The sequence below is a fragment of the Microbacterium sp. MYb54 genome (genome assembly GCF_002979515.1).
Taxonomy (GTDB): domain Bacteria; phylum Actinomycetota; class Actinomycetes; order Actinomycetales; family Microbacteriaceae; genus Microbacterium.
Map to the genome: position 1 here is coordinate 116,655 of NZ_PCPA01000012.1, position 22,545 is coordinate 139,199.

The following is a 22,545-nucleotide window of genomic DNA, read 5'->3' on the forward strand; positions in this document are numbered from 1 at the left end:
TCTCACGGCGCTGAGGCACCTGGTCGGGTCACGACCGGATCGCCTTTACAGCCTAGTAGTCACGCAGGCCTACTGTGACATCCGCCAAACAGATGGCCTCCGCAAGGAGGGAACCTACAGCTTGCCGCCGGCGAGCCGGCGAGCAGCCTCGAGCACGCGGTCGGTGGGCGCCGTCAGCGCGAGCCGGACGTGCTGTGCGGACTCCGCCCCGTAGAACGGGCCAGGGCCTGCGAGGATGCCGAGATCGGCGAGCCGCCCCATCGACTCCCAGGCATCGCGCCCCTCGGTCGCCCACAGGTACAGACCTGCCTCAGACCCGTCGATGCGGAACCCCGCGGCTTCCAGAGCAGGACGCAGGGCGTCGCGCCTGATGCGATACAACTGCTTCTGCGCGGCGACGTGCTCATCGTCTCCGAGAGCTGTGGCCATGGCATGTTGCACCGGGGCAGGCGGCATCAGTCCGAGATGCTTGCGGGCCGTGAGCAACTCGCCGACGATGCGCGCACACCCGGCCACGAAGGCCGCCCGGTAGCCGGCCAGATTCGACTGCTTGCTCAAGGAGTAGACACTGAGCAGATTCGCGCGGCTTCCGCCCGTCACCCGCGGGTCGAGGATCGAGGGGATCGGCTCCGTCGCCCAGACGCCATCCCAGCCCAGTTCTGCGTAGCACTCGTCGCTCGCGATGACCGCTCCGAGTTCGCGTGCACGGCGCACGGCCGCGGCGAGCTCGTCAACGGTCCAGGTGCGACCATCGGGGTTGCCGGGGGTGTTGATCCAGATGAGCTTGGTGCCATCCGGCCAGTTCGCGGGGTCGTCCTCGGGCAGCGGAGTCGCACCCACCACGCGGGCGCCGACCTCGTATGTGGGGTAGGCCACGCGCGGATGCACGACGATGTCTCCGGCACCGAGGCCGAGCAGGGTCGGCAACAGTGCGACGAGCTCTTTCGAGCCGATCGTGGGCAGGACGTTGTCGACACTGAGGTCGAGCACTCCCCTGCGGCGCGCATACCACTCGACGATGGCTTCGCGCAGGCTGGACGTGCCCACGGTCTGCGGGTACGCGTGCGCATCGGTGGCCTCGGCCAGCGCCCGACGGATGATCTCGGGGGTCGGGTCGACCGGCGAGCCGACAGAGAGGTCGACGAGCCCTTCAGCGTGCTGTTCGGCACGCTCGCGGAACGGGATGACAGCATCCCACGGGTAGTCGGCGAGGTCGCGGATGCTCACGGAAGCGCCTACTCGCCCTGCGGCGGGAGCGCTGCGATGACGGGGTGGTCGAACGCGTAGACGCCGACCTTGGCGGCACCACCGGGAGAGCCGATCTCGTTGAAGAACTCGACGTTGGCCTTGTAGTAGTCCTGCCACTCATCGGGCAGATCGTCTTCGTAGTAGATGGCCTCGACCGGGCAGACCGGTTCACACGCACCACAGTCCACGCACTCGTCCGGGTGGATGTACAGAGACCGTTCACCCTCGTAGATGCAGTCAACGGGGCACTCGTCGATGCAGGCTCGATCCTTGACATCGACGCACGGGAGGGCGATCACATACGTCACCCCAACAGTCTACGACTCGCGGGACTCGTGGTCCTGCGCGGCCGGCGCCTCCGTGCGAATCGGAGCGCGGGAGATCGAGGGCCAGGCGATGACCAGCAGCACGATTCCGGCCACCAGATAGGTCCAGACCTGACCGGCGAACGAAGCCGGCACGACGACCGATCCTCCGGGGCCGACACCTGAGATCAGCACCAGCATCCCGACCATCCCGAGACCGGCGGCCACCGCAGCGCCCCGATCGTGGGTGAGCGCGCGCACGGCGATGAGGATCGCCGCACAGGCGATCGCGGCGATGATCATGCCGATCGGAATCGGCCCCCACATCACACTGTGACTGATCGTTCCGGCGACGCCGTAGACGCCGCCGACCAGGGCAGCAGCGATCCACGACAACACTCTCGAAACCCAGCTCACGCGCACCTGTCGATCTTACCGACGAGCCCTGGACCCGGTGTGGACGAGGGTCAGGCGGCAACACCGACGAGGCGCAGGAGGGCGGCCACGACCGCCGCTGCCACGACGACCACGAGGAACGACTGCCTGAGCCACAGGAGCCCTCCCGCGACCAGCAGCGCGGGCACGCGGGCATCCACAGTGATCGCCTGGCCGTCACCGAGCGTCTGCACGGCGACGAGCGCCGCGAGGAGAGCCACCGTCAGAAGGTCCGAGATCCTGGCCGTGCGGGGCGCCTCCAGCACCTTGGGCGGCACCAGGTATCCGGCAGCCTTCAGCGCGACGCAGATCAGCGCCGCGAGGAGGATCGCACTCCAAAGGCTCACGACGCCGCCTCCGAACCGGTATCTGTCCGGCCGCCTGTCGGGGCTGCGGGACGCCCCAGCCAGTTGAACCAGCCGACCACGATCGCGACGACGGCGGCGACGAGCACCGGGAGCCCCGGCATGAGGAAGGGAGTGAAGGCCGCGGCGACCACCGCTGCAGCGACACCCACCGCTACCGCCTGGCGCTGCTTGAGGCGCGGCCAGAGAAGGGCGAGGAAGGCCGCCGCAGCCGCAGCATCCAGCCCCCACGTCCGGGGGTCGCCGAGCACGTCGCCGACGAGGGCTCCGATGAGGGTTGTGAGGTTCCAGCCGATGAAGATGCCGATGCCGGTCACCCAGAAGCCCACCTGCCGCAGCCGCGGATCACTCTGCGAGATCGCCACCGCTGTCGACTCGTCGATCGTGAAGTACGCTGCGGCGGCCTTGCGAACAGGACCTCCTCCGACGATCGGCGACATGCGCATGCCATAGGCGACGTTGCGCACGCCGAGAAGTGCGGCTGATGCGATCGCAGAGGGGAGGGCAGCGAGGCCGCCGGCGGTGAAGACGCCGACGAAGGCGAACTGCGATCCCCCGGTGAACATCAGCAGGCTCAGCACGCAGGTCTGCCAGACATCGAGGCCGGATGCCACGGCCAAGGCACCGAAGGAGACGCCGTAGGCGCTGGTCGCGAGCACGACCCCGAGTGCTTCGCGCCAGACCTCACGCTCCGCGGTCATCACGCCGTCCGCGCGTCGGTGTTCGCTTCAGTGAACGCATGGTCATAATTCTGAACACTGCGGATCGGATAGTCAAGCGAACGAACGTTTGACATGATGAACACATGGAGGAACTCCGCACACGCATCGCCCGTACCCTGCGCCGTGAACGGGAGGCAGCGAACCTTTCGGTATCCGAACTCGCTCGGCGCGCGGGCATCTCCAAGGCGACGGTCTCCCAGCTCGAGAGCGGCGCCGGGAACCCCAGCGTCGAGACCCTGTGGGCGCTGGGGGTCGCGCTGGGAGTGCCGTTCGCGGTGCTCGTCGATCAGCAGACCAACGCGCCGACGCTCATCCGCGCGGACGACCTCGCCGGCGTGCCGTCCGCTGCCGCCGCGTACAGCGCGACGCTGCTGTCGGCGAGCCCGCCCGGGGCCCGTCGCGACGTCTACCTGATCCAGGCAGAACCCGGCGATGCCCGGCGATCGGACCCGCATCACCCCGGAACCATAGAACACGTGGTCCTCATCGCCGGACAGGCGCTGATCGGCCCGATCGGCGAGCCCGTGCTGCTGAATCCGGGCGACTACCTCACCTACGCCGGCGACGCCCTGCACATCTTCGAGGCGACCGCCCCCGGTACGAGTGCCGTCCTCATCTCCGAACTGCGCTGAGCATCATTCCGATCCGGCAGCGGGCGATGGATCGGGAATCTCGTGCGGCCGGTACTGCGGCAACCGAGAGGCCGGAAGGATCGCCAGCGCGCTGATCCCCGCGAGCAGGAGCAGTCCGAGCTTGAGCGTGCCGAGCCGAGACGCCTCGTTGACGGCGACAGCGGCGTCGACCTGCACCGGCGTCGCATCTGTGGCCTCGAGCGCAGCGCGCAGATCGTCGTTGCTGATGAAGTTGAGGTCATCCATGTCGACTTGAGCGACGAGCGACGGCGGCAGATCGGGGTGCTCCACGACCGCGCGTCCGACGCTGAGCCCCAGAAGCGACACCAGCAATGCCCCCGCGAGGGCCGTACCGACTGCCGAAGCGAGATTCTGGGTGGTCCCCCGTAGAGACCCGACGTCTCCGGCGAGCTCGGCGGGAGCCGCCGTCACGAGTACGTTGAACACCAGTGTGACGAGCGCACCCTGTCCGATGCCGAACACGATGAGACCGGCGATCGTCGGAATCGTCTCCCAGTTGTTGTTCACGACGAACGACAACCACACGAGAGCGGCCGTGGTGAGGATGAAGCCGACCACGCCGATGGCTCGAGGCGGGAAGCGCTTGTACAGCCGTACGACGAGTGTGGCCGTGACGAAGACCGTGAGGTTGAACGGCATCATCGCCATGGAGGTGTCGAACGGGGTGCGCCCCTGCACGATCTGGATGTAGAGCGGAATGGTGAAGTTCACGCAGGCTTCCAGCGCCACCACGATGAACATTGCGTACACGGCCGCGCGCTCCCGCGACGATCCGAGGACGCTCAGGTCGATGAGCGGAACCTTCCCTCGGGCCATCCGCTTCCTGGTCCAGAGGAAGAAGGCCTGGCCGAGCACCAGGCCGACCACGATGAAGATGGGTGCCGGCGACAGCCCGAGCACGTTGAAGGGGGCACTTGCGGTGGCCGCAACAGCACCCCAGGAATTGAGATTGTTGAACCCCAGCGTCAGCAGCACTATCGCGGCGCCGATGAGCAGCGATGCGACGAGATCGATGCGGATCGACGCGTCCCCGCGGTCCCCGCGAAGCGTGAAGCTCAGAGCGAAGACGAGAACGGCGATCCCCAGCACGATGAAGAACATCGGCCGCCAGCCGACCAGCGTGCCCAGGGTCCCTCCGATCAGGAAGGCGCTGACCCCGGAGATCGCCCGCGCGGACCCGATCGCACCGATGGCGGTCGCCTGCTGCGGGCCGCGGTAGTTCTCGGCGATGAGTGCCACGATCGACGGCACGATGATGGCGGCCGCTGCTCCTGCGACCGCCTGCCCCGCGATGGCCCAGCCCACCGTCGGCGAGAGGAGCATCATCACCGACGAACCCGCGAACAGCGCGATGACGATGCGGAAGATCGTGACCCAGCCGATCCGCTGCCCGAGCTTCGCACCGGTCATCACGAGTGCGGCGACGGCGAGGCCGTACATGACGATCGTCGTGCTCGCGACCGTCGGAGGGACACCGAACTCGCTCACCATTCCGCCGAGCGAGATCGGTAGCGCCGCGACGTTGAACGACATCAGTACCTGCGCGAAGAACAGACTGACCATCGGCAGCCATGAGGTCTTGGTCGGATTCTGTGACGTCTGGGTCATGACGGCTCCTACGGTGCGGACGAAGGGACGGACTCGGGGTGATGCGAGCGTGCAGGCGCCGATGCGAACAGGTTGAGGCCCAGCGCGCGCGAGAGATATCCGATCGCCATCTGGGAACGGACCGAGTTGCCCGCCTCGTCGAGACGTGGCGAGAAGCCGGCCGCCGCGCCCTTGCCGGGAGCGACCGCGACGATGCCTCCGGCGACACCTGACTTCGCCGGCAGGCCGATCTCGAACAGCCAGTCGCCCGATCGCTCGTACAGACCGGTGGATGCGACGACGGAGAGCGTGTCACGGCACACCTCTTCGGAGACCACCCGTTCACCGGTGACGGGGTTCACACCGCCGTCCGCGAGCGTCGCGCCCATCACCGCCAGATCGTGCGCCGTGACGCTGAGCGCGCATTGACGCGTATAGACGTCGACGACTTCGTCCGGATCCCCCGCCAGTCGGTCATAGCTGCGAAGCAGACGACCGATCGCGCGATTGCGGTCGTTCGTCTCCGCCTCAGAAGCGTAAACCACCCCGTCGAGGCTCAAGGGGCGTCCCGCGAACGCCGACAGCCCTTCCCGGACACGCTCCCACTGCTCGACCGCGGTCGCACCCGGCATCAACGCGGTCGTCGCGATCGCTACCGCGTTGACCATCGGGTTCATGGGGTGCCCGCTGTTCAGTTCCAGCGCCATCACGGAGTTGAACGCGAGTCCGGTGTTGTTCACTCCGACGATCTGCCGAACGCGCTCGTGCCCGTACTCCTGGATCGCCAGGGCATAGACGAACATCTTCGAGATCGACTGGATGGAGAAGGGATGAAGCGCATCACCGGCGTCGTGCAGCCCGCCGCCCACCTCGATGACGGCCAGACCGAACAGCTCCGGATCGACCTCGGCGAGCACGGGAATGTAGTCGGCGACCCGGCCACCGCGCTCCTCCGAATAGCGGGAGTGCGCGTCGCGCACGATCTCCTCGACACGATCCCACCCGGGCAATGTGCCGGTGGACACCTCTTGCCGGACATCGCGCCACGCCACGGGGTCGAGCACATCTCCTCCTCGGATCCGTGACGCCCCCAGCCGTCAGTGTCACCGTAGCGCTCGAACCCCTTCTGCGGCTAGAAGCTCCTCGGATGCATGCCTCGGATCAGTACCAGTTCATCGCCTGAGAGTGCGACCACGCGCTGCAGGGGGTGCCGTACACCGATGAGATGTAACCCAGCCCCCAGGCGACCTGCGTCGCGGCACTCGTCTGCCAGTCGGCACCGGCCGATGCCATCTTGCCGCCGGGAAGGGCCTGCGGGATGCCGGTGGCGCCACTCGGGTTGTAGGCCTGGTAGTTCCAGCCCGACTCTTTGTTCCACAACGACTCAAGGCAGGAGAACTGACCGTCACCCCACCCGTACCGGCTCGACATCTGCTCCCGGGCGCTCGCCTTCGCGCCTTCGACGGTGTTGGACGCCGCCAGCGCCGCGGCCGCCTGCTGCGCCGCAGCGGCCTGCGCCGCCTGTTCCGCAGCGACACGCGCGGCCTCTTCCTCGGCCTGCTTCTGCTGGGCGGCGGTCAGGGCGCCCCGGAGCGTCTCGGTGTTCGAGACCACCTTTGCCGTCTCGGCGGCGGTCTCGTCGGCCTGGACGCCCACGACGAGCACCGGTGTCACATCGCGATCGGCGAGCTCATCGATATGGTCTTCGAGGTCGGAGGTGTCGACAGATCGCGTGACACCGACGTCGAGCCCTGAAGCGACGACCTCTGCGTCCAGCGCCACGGCTGCCGCGACGGCATCCTTCCCCTCGGCCACCGCCGCCGTGGCGTCTTCGGTGATCTGGGACAGCGGCTCGGTGCCGACCAGGACAGGTGCGGTGACAGCAGCCGCAGGATTCACAGCCGCGACCGCGGGGGTGGCGGCGAGGCCGACACTGAGGGTGATGCCGACGAGCGTCGCTGCCGCGACCCCCAGAATGGTCATCGGACGGTGGGCAGCGGCGCGGGCATCCGCCGCCGCGGAGGCACGCCGAAGCGCACGGGTTTTCTGAAGCATGGGTTCGACTTTCGGGTGGTCGTACGCCCTTGCAGGAGACTCATCGGGAGCTCGTCCCAGGCGCAAGTGAACGAGTCTGACCCATCAACCTGAACGAAAACCATCCCTCACCTGGGATTTACATGAGAAGAGGGCCTCGCACATGCCGTATGGCAGTGCGAGACCCTCTCACTCGGAGATGCTCTGAGCGGTGTCTCAGACGCTGGCGTCCTGACGCTTCATACGCGCAGTCTCACGCGCACGGGTGTTCGCGTCGAGGTTCACCTTGCGGATGCGGACGACCTCAGGGGTCACCTCGACGCATTCGTCGTCGCGGGCGAACTCGAGGCTCTCCTCGAGGGTGAGCTGGCGCGGAGGCGTCATCGACTCGAAGGTGTCGGAGCTCGCCGCGCGCATGTTGGTGAGCTTCTTCTCCTTGGTGATGTTGACGTCCATGTCGTCGGCGCGCGAGTTCTCGCCGATGACCATGCCCTCGTAGACCTCCTGCGTCGGCTGCACGAAGAACGACATGCGCTCCTGCAGGGCGATCATCGCGAACGGAGTGACGACACCCGTGCGGTCCGCGACGATCGAGCCGTTCTGACGCGTGGTGATGGAACCCGCCCACGGCTCGTAGCCGTGGGAGATCGCGTTGGCGATGCCGGTACCGCGCGTGGTGGTCAGGAATTCGCTGCGGAAGCCGATCAGACCACGCGACGGAACGACGAACTCCATGCGCACCCAGCCGGTGCCGTGGTTGGTCATGTTCTCCATGCGGCCCTTACGACCTGCGAGCAGCTGAGTGATCGCGCCGAGGTGCTCTTCGGGAGTGTCGATCGTGAGGTGCTCGAACGGCTCGTAGGTCTTGCCGTCGATCTTCTTCGTGACCACCTGCGGCTTGCCGACGGTGAGCTCGAAGCCTTCACGGCGCATGTTCTCGACGAGGATGGCGAGGGCAAGCTCTCCGCGACCCTGCACCTCCCACGCGTCGGGACGACCGATGTCGACGACCTTGAGCGAGACGTTGCCGATGAGCTCCTTGTCGAGACGGTCCTTGACCATGCGAGCGGTGAGCTTGTGGCCCTTGACCTTGCCCATGAGCGGCGAGGTGTTGGTACCGATCGTCATCGAGATGGCGGGGTCGTCGACCGTGATGGCCGGCAGGGGGCGCACGTCTTCGGGATCGGCGATCGTCTCACCGATGGTGATGTTGTCGAAGCCGGCGATGGCGACGATGTCGCCGGGGCCGGCGGACTCGGCCGGGTAGCGCTCGAGAGCACGGGTCTTCAGCAGCTCGGTGATGCGAGCGTTCTGGTGCGTGCCGTCTGCACGGACCCAGGCCACGGTCTGGCCCTTCTTCAGCGTGCCGTTGAAGACGCGGAGCAGCGCGAGACGGCCGAGGAACGGGCTGGAGTCGAGGTTCGTGACCCAGGCCTGCAGCGGGTGCTCGTCGTCGTACGAGGGCGCGGGCACGTGCTCGAGGATCGCCTCGAACAGCGGCTCGAGGTCGTCGTTGTCAGGCAGCGAGCCGTCGGCCGGACGGTTCTGCGATGCGGCGCCGGCACGACCGGAGGCGTAGACCACCGGCACGTCGAGCAGAGCATCGACGTCGAGGTCGGGAACATCATCGACGAGGTCGGATGCCAGGCCCAGCAGCAGGTCGTGTGCTTCTTCCTCGACCTCCGCGATGCGGGCGTCGGGGCGGTCGGTCTTGTTGACCAGCAGGATGACGGGGAGCTTGGACTCGAGCGCCTTGCGCAGCACGAAGCGCGTCTGCGGCAGCGGGCCCTCACTCGCGTCGACGAGCAGCACGACACCGTCGACCATGGACAGGCCGCGCTCGACCTCGCCACCGAAGTCGGCGTGACCGGGGGTGTCGATCACGTTGATCGTGATCTCCTTGCCGTGGGCGTGCTTGCCCTTGTACGTGATCGCCGTGTTCTTGGCGAGGATCGTGATGCCCTTCTCACGCTCGAGATCGTTCGAGTCCATGGCACGCTCATCGACGTGGGCGTGTTCGCCGAAGGAACCCGTCTGGCGGAGCATGGCGTCGACGAGAGTCGTCTTGCCGTGGTCGACGTGGGCGACGATTGCGACGTTGCGGAGGTCAGAACGGAGGGCGTGCGCCATGCAAGTTTCCTAAAAGGGTGTGGGGTTTTGCCGGGAAGCCGACGTTCCAGGATAACGCAAGCTCAGGGCATGTTCCTGAAAGCAGGTCGTAGCATCGAGATCGTGACCCAACCGCAGGCTTCCGGCGACCTCCCAGACCTCTCCCCCGCGCCGTCTCGCGGGCGCCTGTGGTGGGAGATCGCGATCGTCCTGGCGCTCGGTCTCGGGCAGTCCGCGGTGTACGCGATCGTGCAGCTGGCCTATCGCCTCACCGACGAGGTTCCGATCGCCGACCAGGTCGCGAAGCTCAATCCATCGCGAAGCGACCGGGAGATCTTCGACCTGATCTACCAGGTTCTCGCGATCGGGTTCTCGATCGTCCCGGTGCTGCTCGTCTGCTTCCTGCTCTGGCAGTCGCGCCGCCCGCACCTGGAACGCCTGGGTCTGGACGGCAGCCGGTTCGCCGGGGATGCGGGACGCGGCATCCTCCTCGTGCTCGCGATCGGCATCCCCGGTCTCGGTCTCTACTTCGCCGGCCGCGCCCTGGGCTTGACGGTGGCCATCGACCCGGCGGGGATCGACGCATACTGGTGGACCGTCCCCGTCCTGCTGCTCGCCGCGGCCCGCGCCTCCTTGCAGGAGGAGTTCGTGCTGCTCGGATACCTCTTCACTCGACTGCGGCAGCTCGGCTGGGGGCCGTGGTCGATCATCATCGCGACCTCGATCCTGCGCGCCAGCTACCACCTCTACCAGGGGTACCCCGCGTTCATCGGGAACCTGGCGATGGGACTGCTCTTCGGCTGGCTGTATCAGCGCACCGGCCGGCTGATGCCGTTCCTCGTGGCGCATTTCGTGATCGATGCCGCCGCGTTCGTCGGGTACCCCTGGGCGGCGTCGATGTGGCCAGGGCTCTTCGGTCTGCCGGTCTGAATGGACAACGGGTGGGACGCTGCATGCAGCACCCCACCCGTTGAAGACGCACTCTTCGCGCGTCGGCATCGCAGTTGAACGGTTGTTACCGGATTACCTGTACCACGCGGCGACGGTCTCGATCGTCGTTCCGATTCTCGACACAACCCGCACAACCTCGCCATCGGACTGCTTGTTGTATACCTTGTTCGCCGTCCAGGTCTGGCATTTTCCCTTGGCAACCACCAGCCACGGAGTGGTATCGCCCGCCGCATTGCCGCCCGAGTTCCGCGTGTAAGGAGCCACAGTGATACTCGTGGCCGGTCCGCTTGTATAGCAGATCCTGTACGTTGTGATCTTGACGCTATTGGCGGTGTGATTGGTGAAATTCGCCGTAACCGTGATTTTGGAATTGTCTGGTAGCGCCGGAGTCGAGGCGAAGGTGTTCGTCAACGTAGACGAGGTCTTCGTTCCGATGGTAGTTGTGGCGAGGGCTGCGGCACTCGCGGAGCTGGCTCCACCCAGCGCCAGGGCAAGAGCCGACACGCCTGCGATCAGACCGATTTTGATATTTCTTTGCTTCATTGCGTTTCCCCCTTTGGAACAATGTCCTTAAGGGAATAACATCCTGTTCAAGATCGCGTCAAGCGAATAACACAATAAGTGCGACGTTCCGAATTTGATTGGACCAAGGTCGTCAATTCTTGATGGACTTCTGCACGCAATAGACCCGCACACTGGCCGAAAGATGCGCTCGATCGACCAAAGATCCAAATCACCAGCCGGCGTTGGTGACGACGATCGCTCCGACCGCCCAGGCTGCGATCACAGCGAGCGCGATGAGCGCGGGAACGTCCCAGCTACGACGGATCGACGAATCTCCAGCTGCAGCCGCGTCCCACAGGTCGCGGATCGTCGTGAGCGCTCGCAGTCCGGACGGAGCTTTGGCCTCGCTCTCGCCGCCCCTCACGGGACGCGGTGGCCGTGCACGCGCCGGGCCACCGTAGCAGGTGAGCTCTCGTCCGTCGTCGAGTGAGAACTGCAGCTGCCAGCGCAGATCGATGTCACGCACGCTCTTCCATCCGAAGCTCGTCCGCCGAAGCATGTTCTGCACGACGACACCCTCTGAGTCGACCCGGACGGATGAGACGTAGCTGAGCTCGTACACGAGCCAGAGGGCGAGCAGCACCCAAGGAGCGAGGAGCAGCATCTGGCCCCAACTCCCCCGAACGACGGCGTCGCCGAGGAGAAAGAGCGCCAGGAGCACGCTCGGAATCAGGATGACCAGCCCCGAGGACGCACGGTACGTGTGTGCGCCCTCGGGGTGTTGTGGTTCAGTCACGTTCAGTGGCCGCCGAGGGTGATCGCCGCACCGGGGATCGCGTGCAGAAGCCGCTCCGTGTACTCCTGCTGAGGATTGGCGAAGATCTCATCGACAGTTCCCTGTTCGACGATCTTCCCGCTCTCCATCACGCAGACGAGATCGCTCGACACGCGGACGACGGCAAGGTCGTGCGTGATGAACAGATATGTCAGGTCGAGCTCCGACTGCAGGTCGGCCAGGAGCTTCAGCACCTGGTCCTGCACCAGCACATCGAGAGCGGAGACCGCCTCATCCAGCACGACGATGTCGGGCTTCAGCGCGAGCGCCCGCGCGATCGCGACACGCTGTCGCTGACCGCCGGAGAGCTCGTTCGGATACCGCGTCGCGAGCGCTCGCGGAAGCGCCACCTGGTCGAGGAGTTCCTCGACCCGCTCGCGGTGCGAGGCGCGATCACCGACGCCGTGGATCTGCAGCGGCTCAGCGATCGTGTTGCCGATGTTGCGCAACGGATCGAGCGAACCGTACGGGTCCTGGAAGACGGGCTGCATACGCCGACGGAGACCGAATGCCTGAGCGTTCGACAGGCCGGACACATCCTGGCCATCGATCTCGATCGTGCCGCTCGTGGGTTCCTCGAGTTTCAGAACCATCTTCGCGACCGTCGACTTGCCGGAGCCCGACTCGCCGACCAGGGCGAGCGTCTTGCCCTTCGGGATCTCGAACGACACGTTGTCCACCGCACGGAACGCTTCACTGCGGAAGTTCCCCTGCCGGATCTTGTAGTCCTTCGTGAGGCCGGCGACACGCACCGCTGGCGGAATGTCGGCGAGGTCGTCGAGCGTCTCGATACCCCTGTCCTCCACCACCGCTTGGATACGCTGCGAGGCGACACTGGGTGCCGCGGCCACGAGTCGCTTCGTGTACGGATGCTGCGGGTTCTCCAGGATCTGCCTGCTCGGGCCTGCCTCGACGATGCTGCCGCCGCTCATGACGATGATCTTCTCCGCGCGCTCAGCGGCAAGGCCGAGGTCGTGCGTGATCAGCAGCACGGACGTTCCCTTGTCCCTCGTGAGCGAGGCCATGTGATCGAGGATCACGCGTTGCACCGTCACGTCGAGAGCCGAGGTCGGCTCATCTGCGATCAGCAGCTTGGGATCGGCCGCAAGACCGATTCCGATGAGCGCACGCTGCCGCATACCACCTGAGAACTGATGGGGGTACTGGTGGAGTCGGCGCTCCGCATCAGCGAGTCCGGCCTGTTTCAGCACCTCCACCGTGCGCGCATTGGCTGCCTGCCGACCCTTGGCGATACCGTTCGCACGTACCGCCTCCTTCACCTGGAAGCCGATGCTCCAGACCGGGTTGAGGTTCGACATCGGATCCTGGGGGACGAACCCCACGTCGCGTCCACGCACCTGCTCCATCTCGCGGCGACTGAGCTTGGTGAGCTCGCGTCCCTCGAGAGTGATCGAACCGTGGGTGATCACGCCGGTGCCGGGGAGCAGATCCACAATGGCGGTCGCCGTCGTCGACTTGCCCGAACCGGACTCGCCGACGATCGCCACCGTCTCACCGGGGAGGATGTCGAAGCTGACGCCGTGAAGCACTTCGCGCAGCCCGTCTTGAGTCCGGAAAGCGACCTTGAGGTCGCGCACGCTCAGGAGGGGAACCTGATCGGAGATCACGTCTCTCATCGACGGGCCCTCGCCTTCGGGTCGAGGGCGTCTCGCGTGAGTTCGCCCAGGGTCACGAACGCGAGCACGGCGAGCGTGAGCGCGATCGACGGGTAGATGAGTGCCATCGGAGCGACACGAAGCGCGGCCTGAGCCTGGCTGATGTCGTTACCCCAGGACATGACGTTGCTGCCGAGTCCGACGCCGAGGAACGACAGCGTCGCCTCCGCGACGATGGCCGCGGCGAGACCCAGCGTGGAGACCACGAGCAGCGGGGCGATGGCGTTGGGAATGACGTGGTTCAGCAGGATGCGGAACCTCGACTGCCCCAAAGACTGTGAGGCCATCACGAAGTCCGCCTGTCGCACGCGCAGGATCTCCGCGCGAACGACACGTGCGGTCGACGCCCAGGCGAATCCACCGATCGCGAACGCGAGCGTCCACACCGACCGGGAGTCGGAGAACACCGTCATGACCACGACAGCTGCGAGGATGTACGGGATCGCGAAGAAGATGTCGCCGATGCGGGAGAGCAGCGCATCGAGCCACCCGCCGTAGAAGCCCGCGAGCGCGCCCATGACGAGGCCGACGAACGATGCGATGATCGTCGCGATGAGGCCCACCGCAAGCGAGGTCTGCGCGCCCCAGATTACGCGCGAGTAGATGTCGCACCCCTGGAACGTGTAGCCGAGCGGGTGTCCCGGAGCCGGTCCCTCATTGCTGTACATGAGATCGCAGCTGCGCGGATCCACGTTCGTGAAGAGCGATGGCCATGCGGCGACGACGATGAACAGCGCGGCGAGCACCACGGAGAACCAGAACAGCGGCCGACGACGCAGATCGCGCCAGGCATCGCGCCACAGGTTGCTGGGCTTCTCCGCGATGCGGACGGCATCGACCGTGATCGATTCAGTCTCGACCGGAGCGACGTAGTGCTGTGGAGTCGTGGGGTCAGACATAGCGGATCCTCGGATCGAGCAGACCGTAGAGCAGGTCGACGAGCAGGTTCACCAGGACGTAGAGGATGACGAACACCGTCACGAAAGAGACCACGGTCGGCCCCTCGCCTCTCTGTACCGCCTGGAAGAGTGTGTTACCGACGCCGGGGACATTGAAGATGCCCTCGGTCACCGTCGCACCGACGAGCAGAACACCGAAGTTGGTCGCGGAGTTGGTGATCACGGGAATCAGCGAGTTGCGAAGCACGTGCACCGGAATGACCCGACCGCGCGACAGTCCCTTGCTGTAGGCCGTGCGGACCCAGTCCTGGTTCAGGGTGTCGATCACGGAACCGCGCATGAGGCGCATGCTCACCGCGAACAGACTGAACCCGAGAACGAGGGCCGGCAACCACAAGCCGCCCCAGTCGTTGTCGGCGCCGACAGTCGGTTTGAACCAGCCCCACTGGATCGCCAAGAAGTACTGAGCGAGGAAGCAGAGCACGAAGATCGGAATCGCGATCGCGACCAGGGCTACGACGAGTGCGATGTTGTCGAATGCCTTGCCCTTGCGAAGACCGGAGATCGTCCCGACGATGATCGCGAGCGTGAACTCGATCCCGATTGCCATGATCGCCAGGCGACCGGTCACGGGAAGCGTATCCGCGAGAACGTCGGCAACGGATCGACCCGAGAACGTGGTCCCGAGATCTCCGGTCAGAACGCCGGTGATGTAGTACCAGTACTGGACGATGAACGGATCGTTCAAGTGGTATTGCTCACGCAGCGCCTCGACGAGCGCAGGGTTGGGGGTTCGATCGCCGAACAGGGCGAGAATGGGGTCTCCCGGCATCGCGAAGACCAGGAAGTAGATGAGCAGAGTGGCCCCGAAGAATACGGGGATCACCTGCAGGAGACGTCTGAGGATGTAGCTGAGCATCCGCGGTTCCTTCTGAGAACGGCAAGCAGGCAGAACGAGAACAGCCCTGTGAGGCGGTGACGTTGCCGTCACCGCCTCACAGGGATCAGTTCAGTCCGTCCTACTTGGCGGCCTTCGTGATCTCGTAGTACAGCGGCACCGAGTTCCAGCCGAACGTGACGTTGTCGACGTTCTCGCTGAAACCACCGGTGACGTTCGAGTACCACAGCGGGATCGCCGGGAGATCGTTGAAGAGGACCTCCTGCGCCTTCGTGAAGTCCTCGATCTGCGCTGCCGAGTCGGGGTTGCTGATGCCGGCGGCGATCAGCTTGTCGAACTCGGGGTTCGAGTAGTCGCCGTCGTTCGATCCGGCGTTGGTGGCGTAGAGCGGGCCCAGGAAGTTGTACAGACCCGGGTAGTCCGCCTGCCAGCCCGAGCGGGCTGCCGTCTTGATCGAGCGGTTGTTGACCTCTTCACGGATGACCGCGAACGTCGGGTACGGAGCGCCGGAGGCGTCGATGCCGAGGGTGTTCTTGATCTGGTTGGTCACGGCGTCGACCCATTCCTGGTGTCCACCGTCGGAGTTGTAAGCGATCTGGAAGGTGCCCTCCCAGGGCGAGATCTTGTCGGCCTCGGCCCACAGCTCCTTCGCCTTGTCAGCGTTGAACTTGAGAACCTCATTGCCGGGAACGCTGTCCGACCATCCATCGATGACCGGCGACGTGAAGTCGACGGCCGGCGTGCGGGTTCCGGAGAAGATCTTCTCAGTGACCTGCTCGCGGTCGATCGCCATGGAGATCGCCTGACGACGCAGGATGCCCTCTTCGCCCGAGAAGTGCGGGAGGAACTGGCCGATCGTGAACGACTGGAACACAGCCGACGGCTGGTTCACCGCACGGTCGCCCAGCTCATCCTGGAAGGTCGGGAGCGAGGCAGCCGGGATCGCGTCGATGACGTCGACCTCGCCACCGAGCAGGTCAGCGTATGCGGCTTCCTGCGTGGCGTAGAAGTTGATCGTGAGGCCACCGTTGGCAGCCTTGCGCCCACCGTCGTAGTCGTCGTTGCGAACGAGATCGATCTGCACGTCGTGCTGCCAGGCGGCGTCGCCGTCGAGCTTGTAGGGTCCGTTGCCGATCGGGTTCTCACCGAAGGCTGCCATGTCGTCGAAAGCGACGTCGGGCAGCGGGTAGAAGGCCGAGTAGCCCAGGCGCAGAGCGAAGTCGGAGGCCGGCTTGTTCAGCGCGATGGTGAAGGTGTAGTCGTCGACCTGCTTCAGGCCGGTCAGCTCGGAGTCCTCGTCGTAGCTGAAGCCTTCGATGTCCTCGAAGAAGTAGCTGGAGAGGTGCTTGTTCGAGGCCTTGGCGCCCTCGTTCCACGCCTTGATGAAGTTGTCGGCGGTGACTTCTTCACCATCGGTGAACTTCAGTCCCTCCTTGAGCTTCACAGTGAGGTTCTGCGGGTCCTCCGTGGTGATCTCCTCAGCCACATCGTTGACCGGCTTGCCTTCGGCGTCGTAGTAGATCAGCCCAGCGAAGATCTCGTCGAGGATCTTTCCGCCACCGACCTCGTTGGTGTTGGTCGGAATGAGCGGGTTCTCGGGCTCAGATCCGTTGGTCGTGATGATAGCTTCCGCGTCGACGTTGCCACCGGCATCGCCGTTCGACTCGTCTCCGCCACCGCTCGCGCAGCCGGCGAGCGCCAGGGCGCTGATCACGAACAACGCGGTGCCCGCAAGGGCGATCTTGTTGCGCTTCACTTTGTGTCCTCCTGTGGACAGTTGGGGTTCTGCGTACGCATCGTCGAGCACGCAGGGATACCTGAGGGTAACCCGCCCCTTCGCCACCATCCTCCTCAGCTAACGAACTGTTACTGAGTGGTGACCAACCGTAACAACAGCGAAACACCGCGAAACAGAAGACGGTGCCGCGCTCCTCCACAGAAGCGCGGCACCGTCTGCTCAGATGAGCACCTCGATCAGGCGAAGGCCTCCACCGGCGGGCACGCGCACACGAGGTTGCGGTCGCCGTACGCCTGGTCGATGCGTCGCACCGGAGGCCAGTACTTGCCGGCGACCAGAGCATGAACGGGATATGCGGCGTCCTCGCGCGAGTACGCGTGGTTCCACTCCCCCGCGATGAGCGAGACAGCGGTATGCGGCGCATGCACCAGCGGGTTGTCATCCGCAGGCCAGCGACCGGCGGCCACTGCTTCTGCCTCCGCCTTGATCATGATCATCGCCTCGATGAAGCGCTCGATCTCGTCGAGGTCTTCCGACTCGGTCGGCTCCACCATGAGTGTGCCGGCGACCGGGAACGACATCGTCGGCGCATGGAAGCCGTAGTCGATGAGCCGCTTGGCGACGTCGTCGACGGTGATGCCGGTGGCGTCTTTCAGAGGGCGGAGGTCGAGGATGCACTCGTGCGCCACGCGACCGTTCTCGCCGGTGTACAGCACCGGGAAGTGAGCGCCGAGACGCTCCGCCATGTAGTTCGCCGAGAGCACGGCCGCAGCGGTCGCCCGGCGCAGCCCGTCAGGGCCCATCATGCGCACGTACGCCCACGAGATCGGCAGGATGCCCGCGGAACCGTAGGGAGCCGCCGAGATGACGCCGCCCTCGAACGTGTAGCCGCCGAAGTGCTCGTCGCTCTGGGCGAGCGGGTGCGAGGGCAGGAAGGGCGCGAGGTGAGCCTTCGCCGCCACCGGGCCGATGCCGGGGCCGCCACCGCCGTGCGGGATCGCGAACGTCTTGTGCAGGTTGAGGTGCGAGACATCGCCGCCGAGATCGCCGAAGCGGGCATAGCCGAGCAACGCATTGAGGTTCGCGCCGTCGACGTAGACCTGGCCACCTGCATCGTGCACTGCCGCCGTGATCTCGACGACCTGCTCCTCGTACACACCGTGCGTGGAGGGGTAGGTGATCATGAGCGCCGAGAGGTCATCGGCGTGCAGGGCGATCTTCGCGCGCAGATCGTCGAGGTCGACGTTGCCGAGCTCGTCTGTCGCCACGACCACGACCTTCATGCCCGCAAGCACGGCCGAGGCCGCGTTCGTGCCATGCGCCGACGACGGGATGAGGCAGACCGTGCGGTGCGCATCTCCATTCGCATGGTGATAGCCGCGGATGGCGAGAAGGCCCGCGAGCTCACCCTGCGAACCGGCGTTCGGCTGCAGCGAGACCGCGTCGTATCCGGTGACCTCGGCGAGCCAGCCTTCGAGCTGGTCGATGAGCTCGAGGTAGCCCTGCACGTCGGCAGCCGGAGCGAACGGGTGGATGCCCGCGAACTCGGGCCAGGTGATGGCCGCCATCTCGGTGGCGGCGTTGAGCTTCATCGTGCAGGACCCCAGCGGGATCATGCCGCGATCGAGCGCGTAGTCGCGATCGGAGAGGGTCTTCAGGTACCGCATCATGGCGGTCTCACTGCGGTGGGAGTGGAACACGGGGTGCGTGAGGTACTCGTCTTCACGCAGCAGGTCGGCGGGAAGGGCTCGCAGCTTCTCGTTGCTGAAGAGCCCGAACGCCCGCTCGTTCTTCCCGCCGAAGACCATGGCGACCTGGTGCAGCTCGCCGAGCGTGGTGGTCTCGTCGACCGCGATGCCGACCGTGTCGGCGTCCGCCACGTGCAGCAGAATGCCGTAGCCGTCGTGCGCCTGCGCGGCGTACTCGGCGGCACGGCCGGGAACGCGCACCTGCAGAGTGTCGAAGAACTCCGCGTGCACGACCTCGGCGCCGGCCTCTGACAGCCAGTCGCGCAGCAGGGCGGCCTTCGCGGTCGTCTGGGTCGCGATCTCGCGGAGTCCGTCCGGGCCGTGGTAGACCGCGTACATCGACGCCATCACAGCCAACAGCACCTGGGCGGTGCAGATGTTCGAGGTCGCCTTCTCGCGTCGGATGTGCTGCTCACGCGTCTGCAGCGAGAGCCGGTACGCGGGCTTGCCGTCGGCATCCACCGACACCCCGACGAGGCGACCGGGGAGCTGACGCTCGAGGCCGGAGCGGACCGCCATGTAACCGGCGTGCGGGCCTCCGAAGCCCATCGGCACGCCGAAGCGCTGGGTCGTGCCGACGGCCACGTCGGCACCGAGCGAACCCGGCGAGGCGATCAGGGTGAGCGCGAGCAGATCGGCGGCTGCGACCGCGAGGGCGCCGGAGAGGTGCGCGGCGTCGAACACAGCGGAAGGATCCCAGACCCGTCCGGACGCGCCGGGGTACTGCACGAAGACGCCGAACAGGTCGGCCGGCAGCTCCTCCCCTGCGGCGAAGTCGACGGAGACGATGTCGATGCCGAGAGCCTCAGCGCGCGTCTCGAGCATCGCTCTGGTCTGCGGAAGTGCATCCGCGTCGACCGCGAACACGGTCGATGCCGACTTCGAGGCGCGTCGGGCGAGCAGCATCCCCTCGACGACGGCCGTGGACTCGTCGAGCATCGACGCATTGGCCGTGGTCAGGCCGGTGAGCTCGGACACCATCGTCTGGAAGTTGATCAGCGCCGCCAGGCGCCCCTGCGAGATCTCCGGCTGATACGGCGTGTACGCCGTGTACCAGGACGGGTTCTCCAGCACGTTCCGCTGGATCACCTGGGGGGTGATGGTGCCGTAGTAGCCGAGACCGATCATCGGTCGGTTCACCGTGTTGCGCGCGGCGAGGGTGCGCAGCTCGGCGAGAGCCTCGGTCTCGCTCGCGGCAGCGGGGATACGCGATGGCGCATCCGTCGCATCAGAGGAGGGGCCGGTGTAGATCGATGCGGGAACGGCCTGGCGCATCAGCACCTCGACCGAGCTCAACGCATCGTCCGCTCCTGCGGTGTCGAGGCCGAGGGCTGCGAGCATCGTGCGCTGCGCCGCATCCGTGGGTCCGATATGACGATCGGCGAAAGTGACCACTGGTGAATCAGCCCTCCGTGAGTGCGACGTAGGCGTCGCGGTCGAGCAGTCCGTCGAGCGCGCCGGCTGCGATGCTGATCTTGAGGAGCCAGCCGCCCTCGAACGGCGCAGCGTTCACGAGCGACGGGTCATCGACCGCCGCGTCGTTGACCTCGACGACCGTGCCGGTGACGGGGGCATACAGCTCGCCGACCGACTTGGTCGACTCGATCTCGCCGACGACCGCTCCCGCGGTGACCTCGGTGCCGACGGCGGGGAGCTCGACGAACACGACATCGCCCAGCTTCTCGGCGGCGTAATCGGTGATGCCGATGGTCACGGTGTCGCCGTCAGCGGCGATCCACTCGTGCTCTTCGGTGTAGTGGAGTGCGGTGAGGTCGGTCATTTGGTCCTCCGATAGAAAGGCAGGGCGGTCACGGTCGCGGGAATCCTGGTCCCCCGCACATCAAGGAATACTGCGGTTCCCTCTTCAGCGGAAGAAGGGTTCACGTAGGCCATCGCGATCGGATGACCGAGCGTCGGGCTGAGCGCACCGCTGGTGATCTCGCCGAGGGCCGATCCGTCATGGTCGACGACGGCGTATCCGGCGCGTCCGGCGCGCTTGCCCTCGGCGACGAGTCCGACCAGGACCGGGGCATCGGATGCTTCGCTCGAGTCTGCGGCAGCGGAGAGCGCATCCTTTCCGACGAAGCGCTCCTTCGCAGTCACGACGACGCGCCCGAGGCCCGCCTGAGACGGCCGGGTGTCAAGGCTCAGCTCGTGGCCGTAGAGGGGCATCCCCGCCTCGAGTCGAAGGGTGTCGCGCGCGGCGAGCCCGGCGGGGACGAGGCCCTGAGGTTCGCCGGCTGTGAGCAGAGCGTCCCAGAGCGACGCGGCGCTGTCGGCGGCGACGAGGAGCTCGAACCCGTCTTCGCCGGTGTAGCCGGTGCGCGCGAGGAGGACCGGCTTGCCGTCGTGGTTCGCGGAGGCCCAGGCGTAGTACTTCTGTTCCGCCCAGGGAACACTGACGTCGGTGATGGCAGCGGTCGCCGCGAGGATGGCCTCGGCGTTCGGGCCCTGCACGGCGATGAGCGCGTAGTCGTCGGAGACGTCGTGCACCGTGACGTCGAACCCGTCGGTGCGCGCGGCGAGGGCCGCCGACACGGCGTCGCGGTTGCCCGCGTTGGAGATGATGAGGAAGTCGTCGTCCTGCAGGCGATAGACGATCACGTCGTCGATGATCCCGCCGGACTCGGCGAGCAGGAGCGAGTACTTCGCCTTGCCGACAGCCAGAGCCGAGAGGCGACCGGCGAGGGCGTAGTCGAGGAAGTCTGCGGCGCCGCTGCCACGGACCGTGAACTCGGCCATGTGCGAGATGTCGAAGATGCCCGCGCTTTGGCGCACCGCGTGGTGCTCGGCGAGGTCAGACGTGTAGCGCACCGGCATCTGCCAGCCGCCGAAGTCGGTGAACGACGCACCGAGCGCCTCATGGCGCTCGCGCAGCGGGGTGTAGCGGGGGTCGGACATGGAGTTCTCCCGGGCTGTATCGGGCGGAACGGCGGCACCGTCGTTCCTCGGAACTCCCCCTCTGTCATAGGCCTGAGAGCTTCACCCGTGCACGGAGGCAGGGCTTTCACCGTCGGCGGATCCGCAGTATCGCTGGATCGCTTTTCAGAGTGGCCGGAACCGCGCGGTACGCGTACCTGAGAGATTGGCGGGGAGGCTTGCTCCTTCGGTGCCCGGCTGCGTTCGCCGGGGCTCTCCCGCGTGGGTCATTCGGCCTGTCTTCAGTTGTGCGTTCAGTCTAGCGGGTGCCCTCCGAACCTCGAGGCCCGCCGGGCAAGACAAGGCTCCGGTCGCACTTCCTGTCGCCGTGAACGTGTTCGAGCGACAGGAAGTGCGACCGGAGCGGATGGGGCGAAGGGCTGTGCGTCAGTGCGCCATGCTTCTCAGTGGGCGAGACTTCTCAGTGCGCGATGCCGAGTTCGGTGCGGACTTCGTCGCGGAGGCGGCCGAGGTTGTCGGGCTCGGGTGCCGCGCCGAGGAGCGTCTTGGTGTACTCGTGCTGCGGGTTCAGGATGACCTCGTCCGCGGGGCCCCGTTCGACGACGTCACCCTTGTAGAGCACCATGATCTCATCCGAGAAATGCCGGGCCGTGGCCAGATCGTGCGTGATGTACAACACGCCCAGGTTCTCTTCGCGCTGCAGGTCTGCGAGCAGGTTCAACACCCCGAGTCGGATCGACACATCGAGCATGGACACGGGCTCGTCGGCGACGATGAACCGTGCCCCCGGGGCCAACGCCCGGGCGATCGCGACCCGCTGCCGCTGCCCGCCGGACAGTTCGTGCGGGCGACGCTCCGCGAAACTCTCCCCCGGCGTCAACCGCACCCGCTCCAGTAGTTCCACGGCCCGCTCCCGCACCTGGGTGCGGGAGAGTTCCGGGTGGTGCAGGCGGATCGG

At 66.1% G+C, this 22,545-nt stretch carries 21 protein-coding genes and 1 riboswitch; of the genes, 2 read left to right on the forward strand and 19 right to left on the reverse strand.

Features of this window, described 5'->3' with window-relative positions; all coding sequences use genetic code 11:
* Positions 1–114: 114 nt before the first annotated feature.
* From dapC to CQ040_RS13910, 5 genes are read right to left on the reverse strand one after another with little or no spacing between them, the layout of a single operon-like run.
* Positions 115–1,227 carry a succinyldiaminopimelate transaminase gene (gene dapC, locus CQ040_RS13890; RefSeq protein WP_105526933.1) on the reverse strand — a complete coding sequence of 371 codons (1,113 nt, stop codon included), beginning with the start codon at positions 1,225–1,227 and terminating at the stop codon, positions 115–117.
* 8 nt (positions 1,228–1,235) lie between these two features.
* Entirely contained in the window at positions 1,236–1,556 is a 321-nt protein-coding gene (gene fdxA, locus CQ040_RS13895) for a ferredoxin (RefSeq protein WP_028503624.1), read from the reverse strand.
* A 9-nt stretch (positions 1,557–1,565) separates the two neighbouring features.
* Entirely contained in the window at positions 1,566–1,976 is a 411-nt protein-coding gene (locus CQ040_RS13900) for a histidinol dehydrogenase (RefSeq protein ID WP_105526934.1), read from the reverse strand.
* Positions 1,977–2,020: 44 nt separating this feature from the next.
* Positions 2,021–2,335 (reverse strand): AzlD domain-containing protein, encoded by a 315-nt coding sequence (locus CQ040_RS13905; protein ID WP_028503623.1) that lies wholly within the window; start codon positions 2,333–2,335, stop codon positions 2,021–2,023.
* Complete coding sequence (locus tag CQ040_RS13910) at positions 2,332–3,054, reverse strand: AzlC family ABC transporter permease (protein ID WP_105526935.1); 723 nt, start codon at positions 3,052–3,054, stop codon at positions 2,332–2,334. The genes CQ040_RS13905 and CQ040_RS13910 overlap by 4 nt, the downstream gene beginning before the upstream one ends.
* A 104-nt stretch (positions 3,055–3,158) precedes the next feature.
* Here CQ040_RS13910 and CQ040_RS13915 point away from each other — a divergent pair, with 104 nt between their 5' ends.
* A complete protein-coding gene (locus CQ040_RS13915) occupies positions 3,159–3,707 on the forward strand; it encodes a helix-turn-helix domain-containing protein (RefSeq protein WP_105526936.1) in 549 nt (182 codons plus the stop codon).
* Positions 3,708–3,710: 3 nt separating this feature from the next.
* Here the strand turns inward: CQ040_RS13915 and CQ040_RS13920 are convergent, their stop codons facing one another.
* The 4 genes from CQ040_RS13920 to typA all read right to left on the reverse strand — a co-directional run bounded on the left by CQ040_RS13920 (position 3,711) and on the right by typA (position 9,479).
* Complete coding sequence (locus CQ040_RS13920; protein WP_105526937.1) at positions 3,711–5,336, reverse strand: MFS transporter; 1,626 nt, start codon at positions 5,334–5,336, stop codon at positions 3,711–3,713.
* A gap of 8 nt (positions 5,337–5,344) precedes the next feature.
* Positions 5,345–6,379, reverse strand: a complete 1,035-nt coding sequence (glsA, locus tag CQ040_RS13925) for a glutaminase A (protein WP_105526938.1) — start codon at positions 6,377–6,379, stop codon at positions 5,345–5,347.
* Between the two features lie 97 nt (positions 6,380–6,476).
* Positions 6,477–7,370: a phospholipase gene (locus tag CQ040_RS13930; RefSeq protein ID WP_105526939.1), complete on the reverse strand. Its 894-nt coding sequence runs from the start codon at positions 7,368–7,370 to the stop codon at positions 6,477–6,479.
* A 195-nt stretch (positions 7,371–7,565) separates the two neighbouring features.
* Entirely contained in the window at positions 7,566–9,479 is a 1,914-nt protein-coding gene (typA, locus tag CQ040_RS13935) for a translational GTPase TypA (protein WP_028503618.1), read from the reverse strand.
* A gap of 102 nt (positions 9,480–9,581) precedes the next feature.
* On the opposite strand from typA, the gene CQ040_RS13940 reads away from it, so the two are divergent.
* The gene (locus tag CQ040_RS13940; protein ID WP_105526958.1) at positions 9,582–10,388 is read left to right on the forward strand and encodes a CPBP family intramembrane glutamic endopeptidase; all 807 of its coding nucleotides are present in this window, start codon (positions 9,582–9,584) and stop codon (positions 10,386–10,388) included.
* A gap of 93 nt (positions 10,389–10,481) precedes the next feature.
* On the opposite strand, the gene CQ040_RS13945 is transcribed toward CQ040_RS13940, so the two are convergent.
* The 10 genes from CQ040_RS13945 to CQ040_RS13990 all read right to left on the reverse strand — a co-directional run.
* Entirely contained in the window at positions 10,482–10,952 is a 471-nt protein-coding gene (locus CQ040_RS13945) for a hypothetical protein (protein WP_105526940.1), read from the reverse strand.
* A gap of 190 nt (positions 10,953–11,142) precedes the next feature.
* On the reverse strand, positions 11,143–11,709 hold the full coding sequence (locus CQ040_RS13950) for a PH domain-containing protein (RefSeq protein ID WP_105526941.1): 567 nt from the start codon (positions 11,707–11,709) through the stop codon (positions 11,143–11,145).
* A 2-nt stretch (positions 11,710–11,711) separates the two neighbouring features.
* Positions 11,712–13,385 carry an ABC transporter ATP-binding protein gene (locus CQ040_RS13955; RefSeq protein ID WP_105526942.1) on the reverse strand — a complete coding sequence of 558 codons (1,674 nt, stop codon included), beginning with the start codon at positions 13,383–13,385 and terminating at the stop codon, positions 11,712–11,714.
* The gene (locus CQ040_RS13960; protein ID WP_105526943.1) at positions 13,382–14,323 is read right to left on the reverse strand and encodes an ABC transporter permease; all 942 of its coding nucleotides are present in this window, start codon (positions 14,321–14,323) and stop codon (positions 13,382–13,384) included. Before CQ040_RS13960 ends, CQ040_RS13955 begins: the two co-directional genes overlap by 4 nt.
* Positions 14,316–15,242 (reverse strand): ABC transporter permease, encoded by a 927-nt coding sequence (locus CQ040_RS13965; protein ID WP_105526944.1) that lies wholly within the window; start codon positions 15,240–15,242, stop codon positions 14,316–14,318. The genes CQ040_RS13960 and CQ040_RS13965 overlap by 8 nt, the downstream gene beginning before the upstream one ends.
* Positions 15,243–15,342: 100 nt before the next feature.
* Positions 15,343–16,977 (reverse strand): ABC transporter substrate-binding protein, encoded by a 1,635-nt coding sequence (locus tag CQ040_RS13970; protein WP_105526945.1) that lies wholly within the window; start codon positions 16,975–16,977, stop codon positions 15,343–15,345.
* A gap of 218 nt (positions 16,978–17,195) precedes the next feature.
* Positions 17,196–20,048, reverse strand: coding sequence for an aminomethyl-transferring glycine dehydrogenase (gene gcvP / locus CQ040_RS13975; RefSeq protein ID WP_374954134.1), 2,853 nt, complete (start codon positions 20,046–20,048; stop codon positions 17,196–17,198).
* A 61-nt stretch (positions 20,049–20,109) separates the two neighbouring features.
* Positions 20,110–20,487, reverse strand: a complete 378-nt coding sequence (gcvH, locus tag CQ040_RS13980) for a glycine cleavage system protein GcvH (RefSeq protein ID WP_105526947.1) — start codon at positions 20,485–20,487, stop codon at positions 20,110–20,112.
* Positions 20,484–21,608 (reverse strand): glycine cleavage system aminomethyltransferase GcvT, encoded by a 1,125-nt coding sequence (gene gcvT, locus CQ040_RS13985; protein WP_105526948.1) that lies wholly within the window; start codon positions 21,606–21,608, stop codon positions 20,484–20,486. Before gcvT ends, gcvH begins: the two co-directional genes overlap by 4 nt.
* A 154-nt stretch (positions 21,609–21,762) precedes the next feature.
* A riboswitch (glycine riboswitch) is annotated at positions 21,763–21,857 on the reverse strand.
* A 190-nt stretch (positions 21,858–22,047) separates the two neighbouring features.
* Positions 22,048–22,545: ABC transporter ATP-binding protein (locus CQ040_RS13990; RefSeq protein ID WP_146113888.1), on the reverse strand; the 498-nt coding region annotated here is incomplete at its 5' end.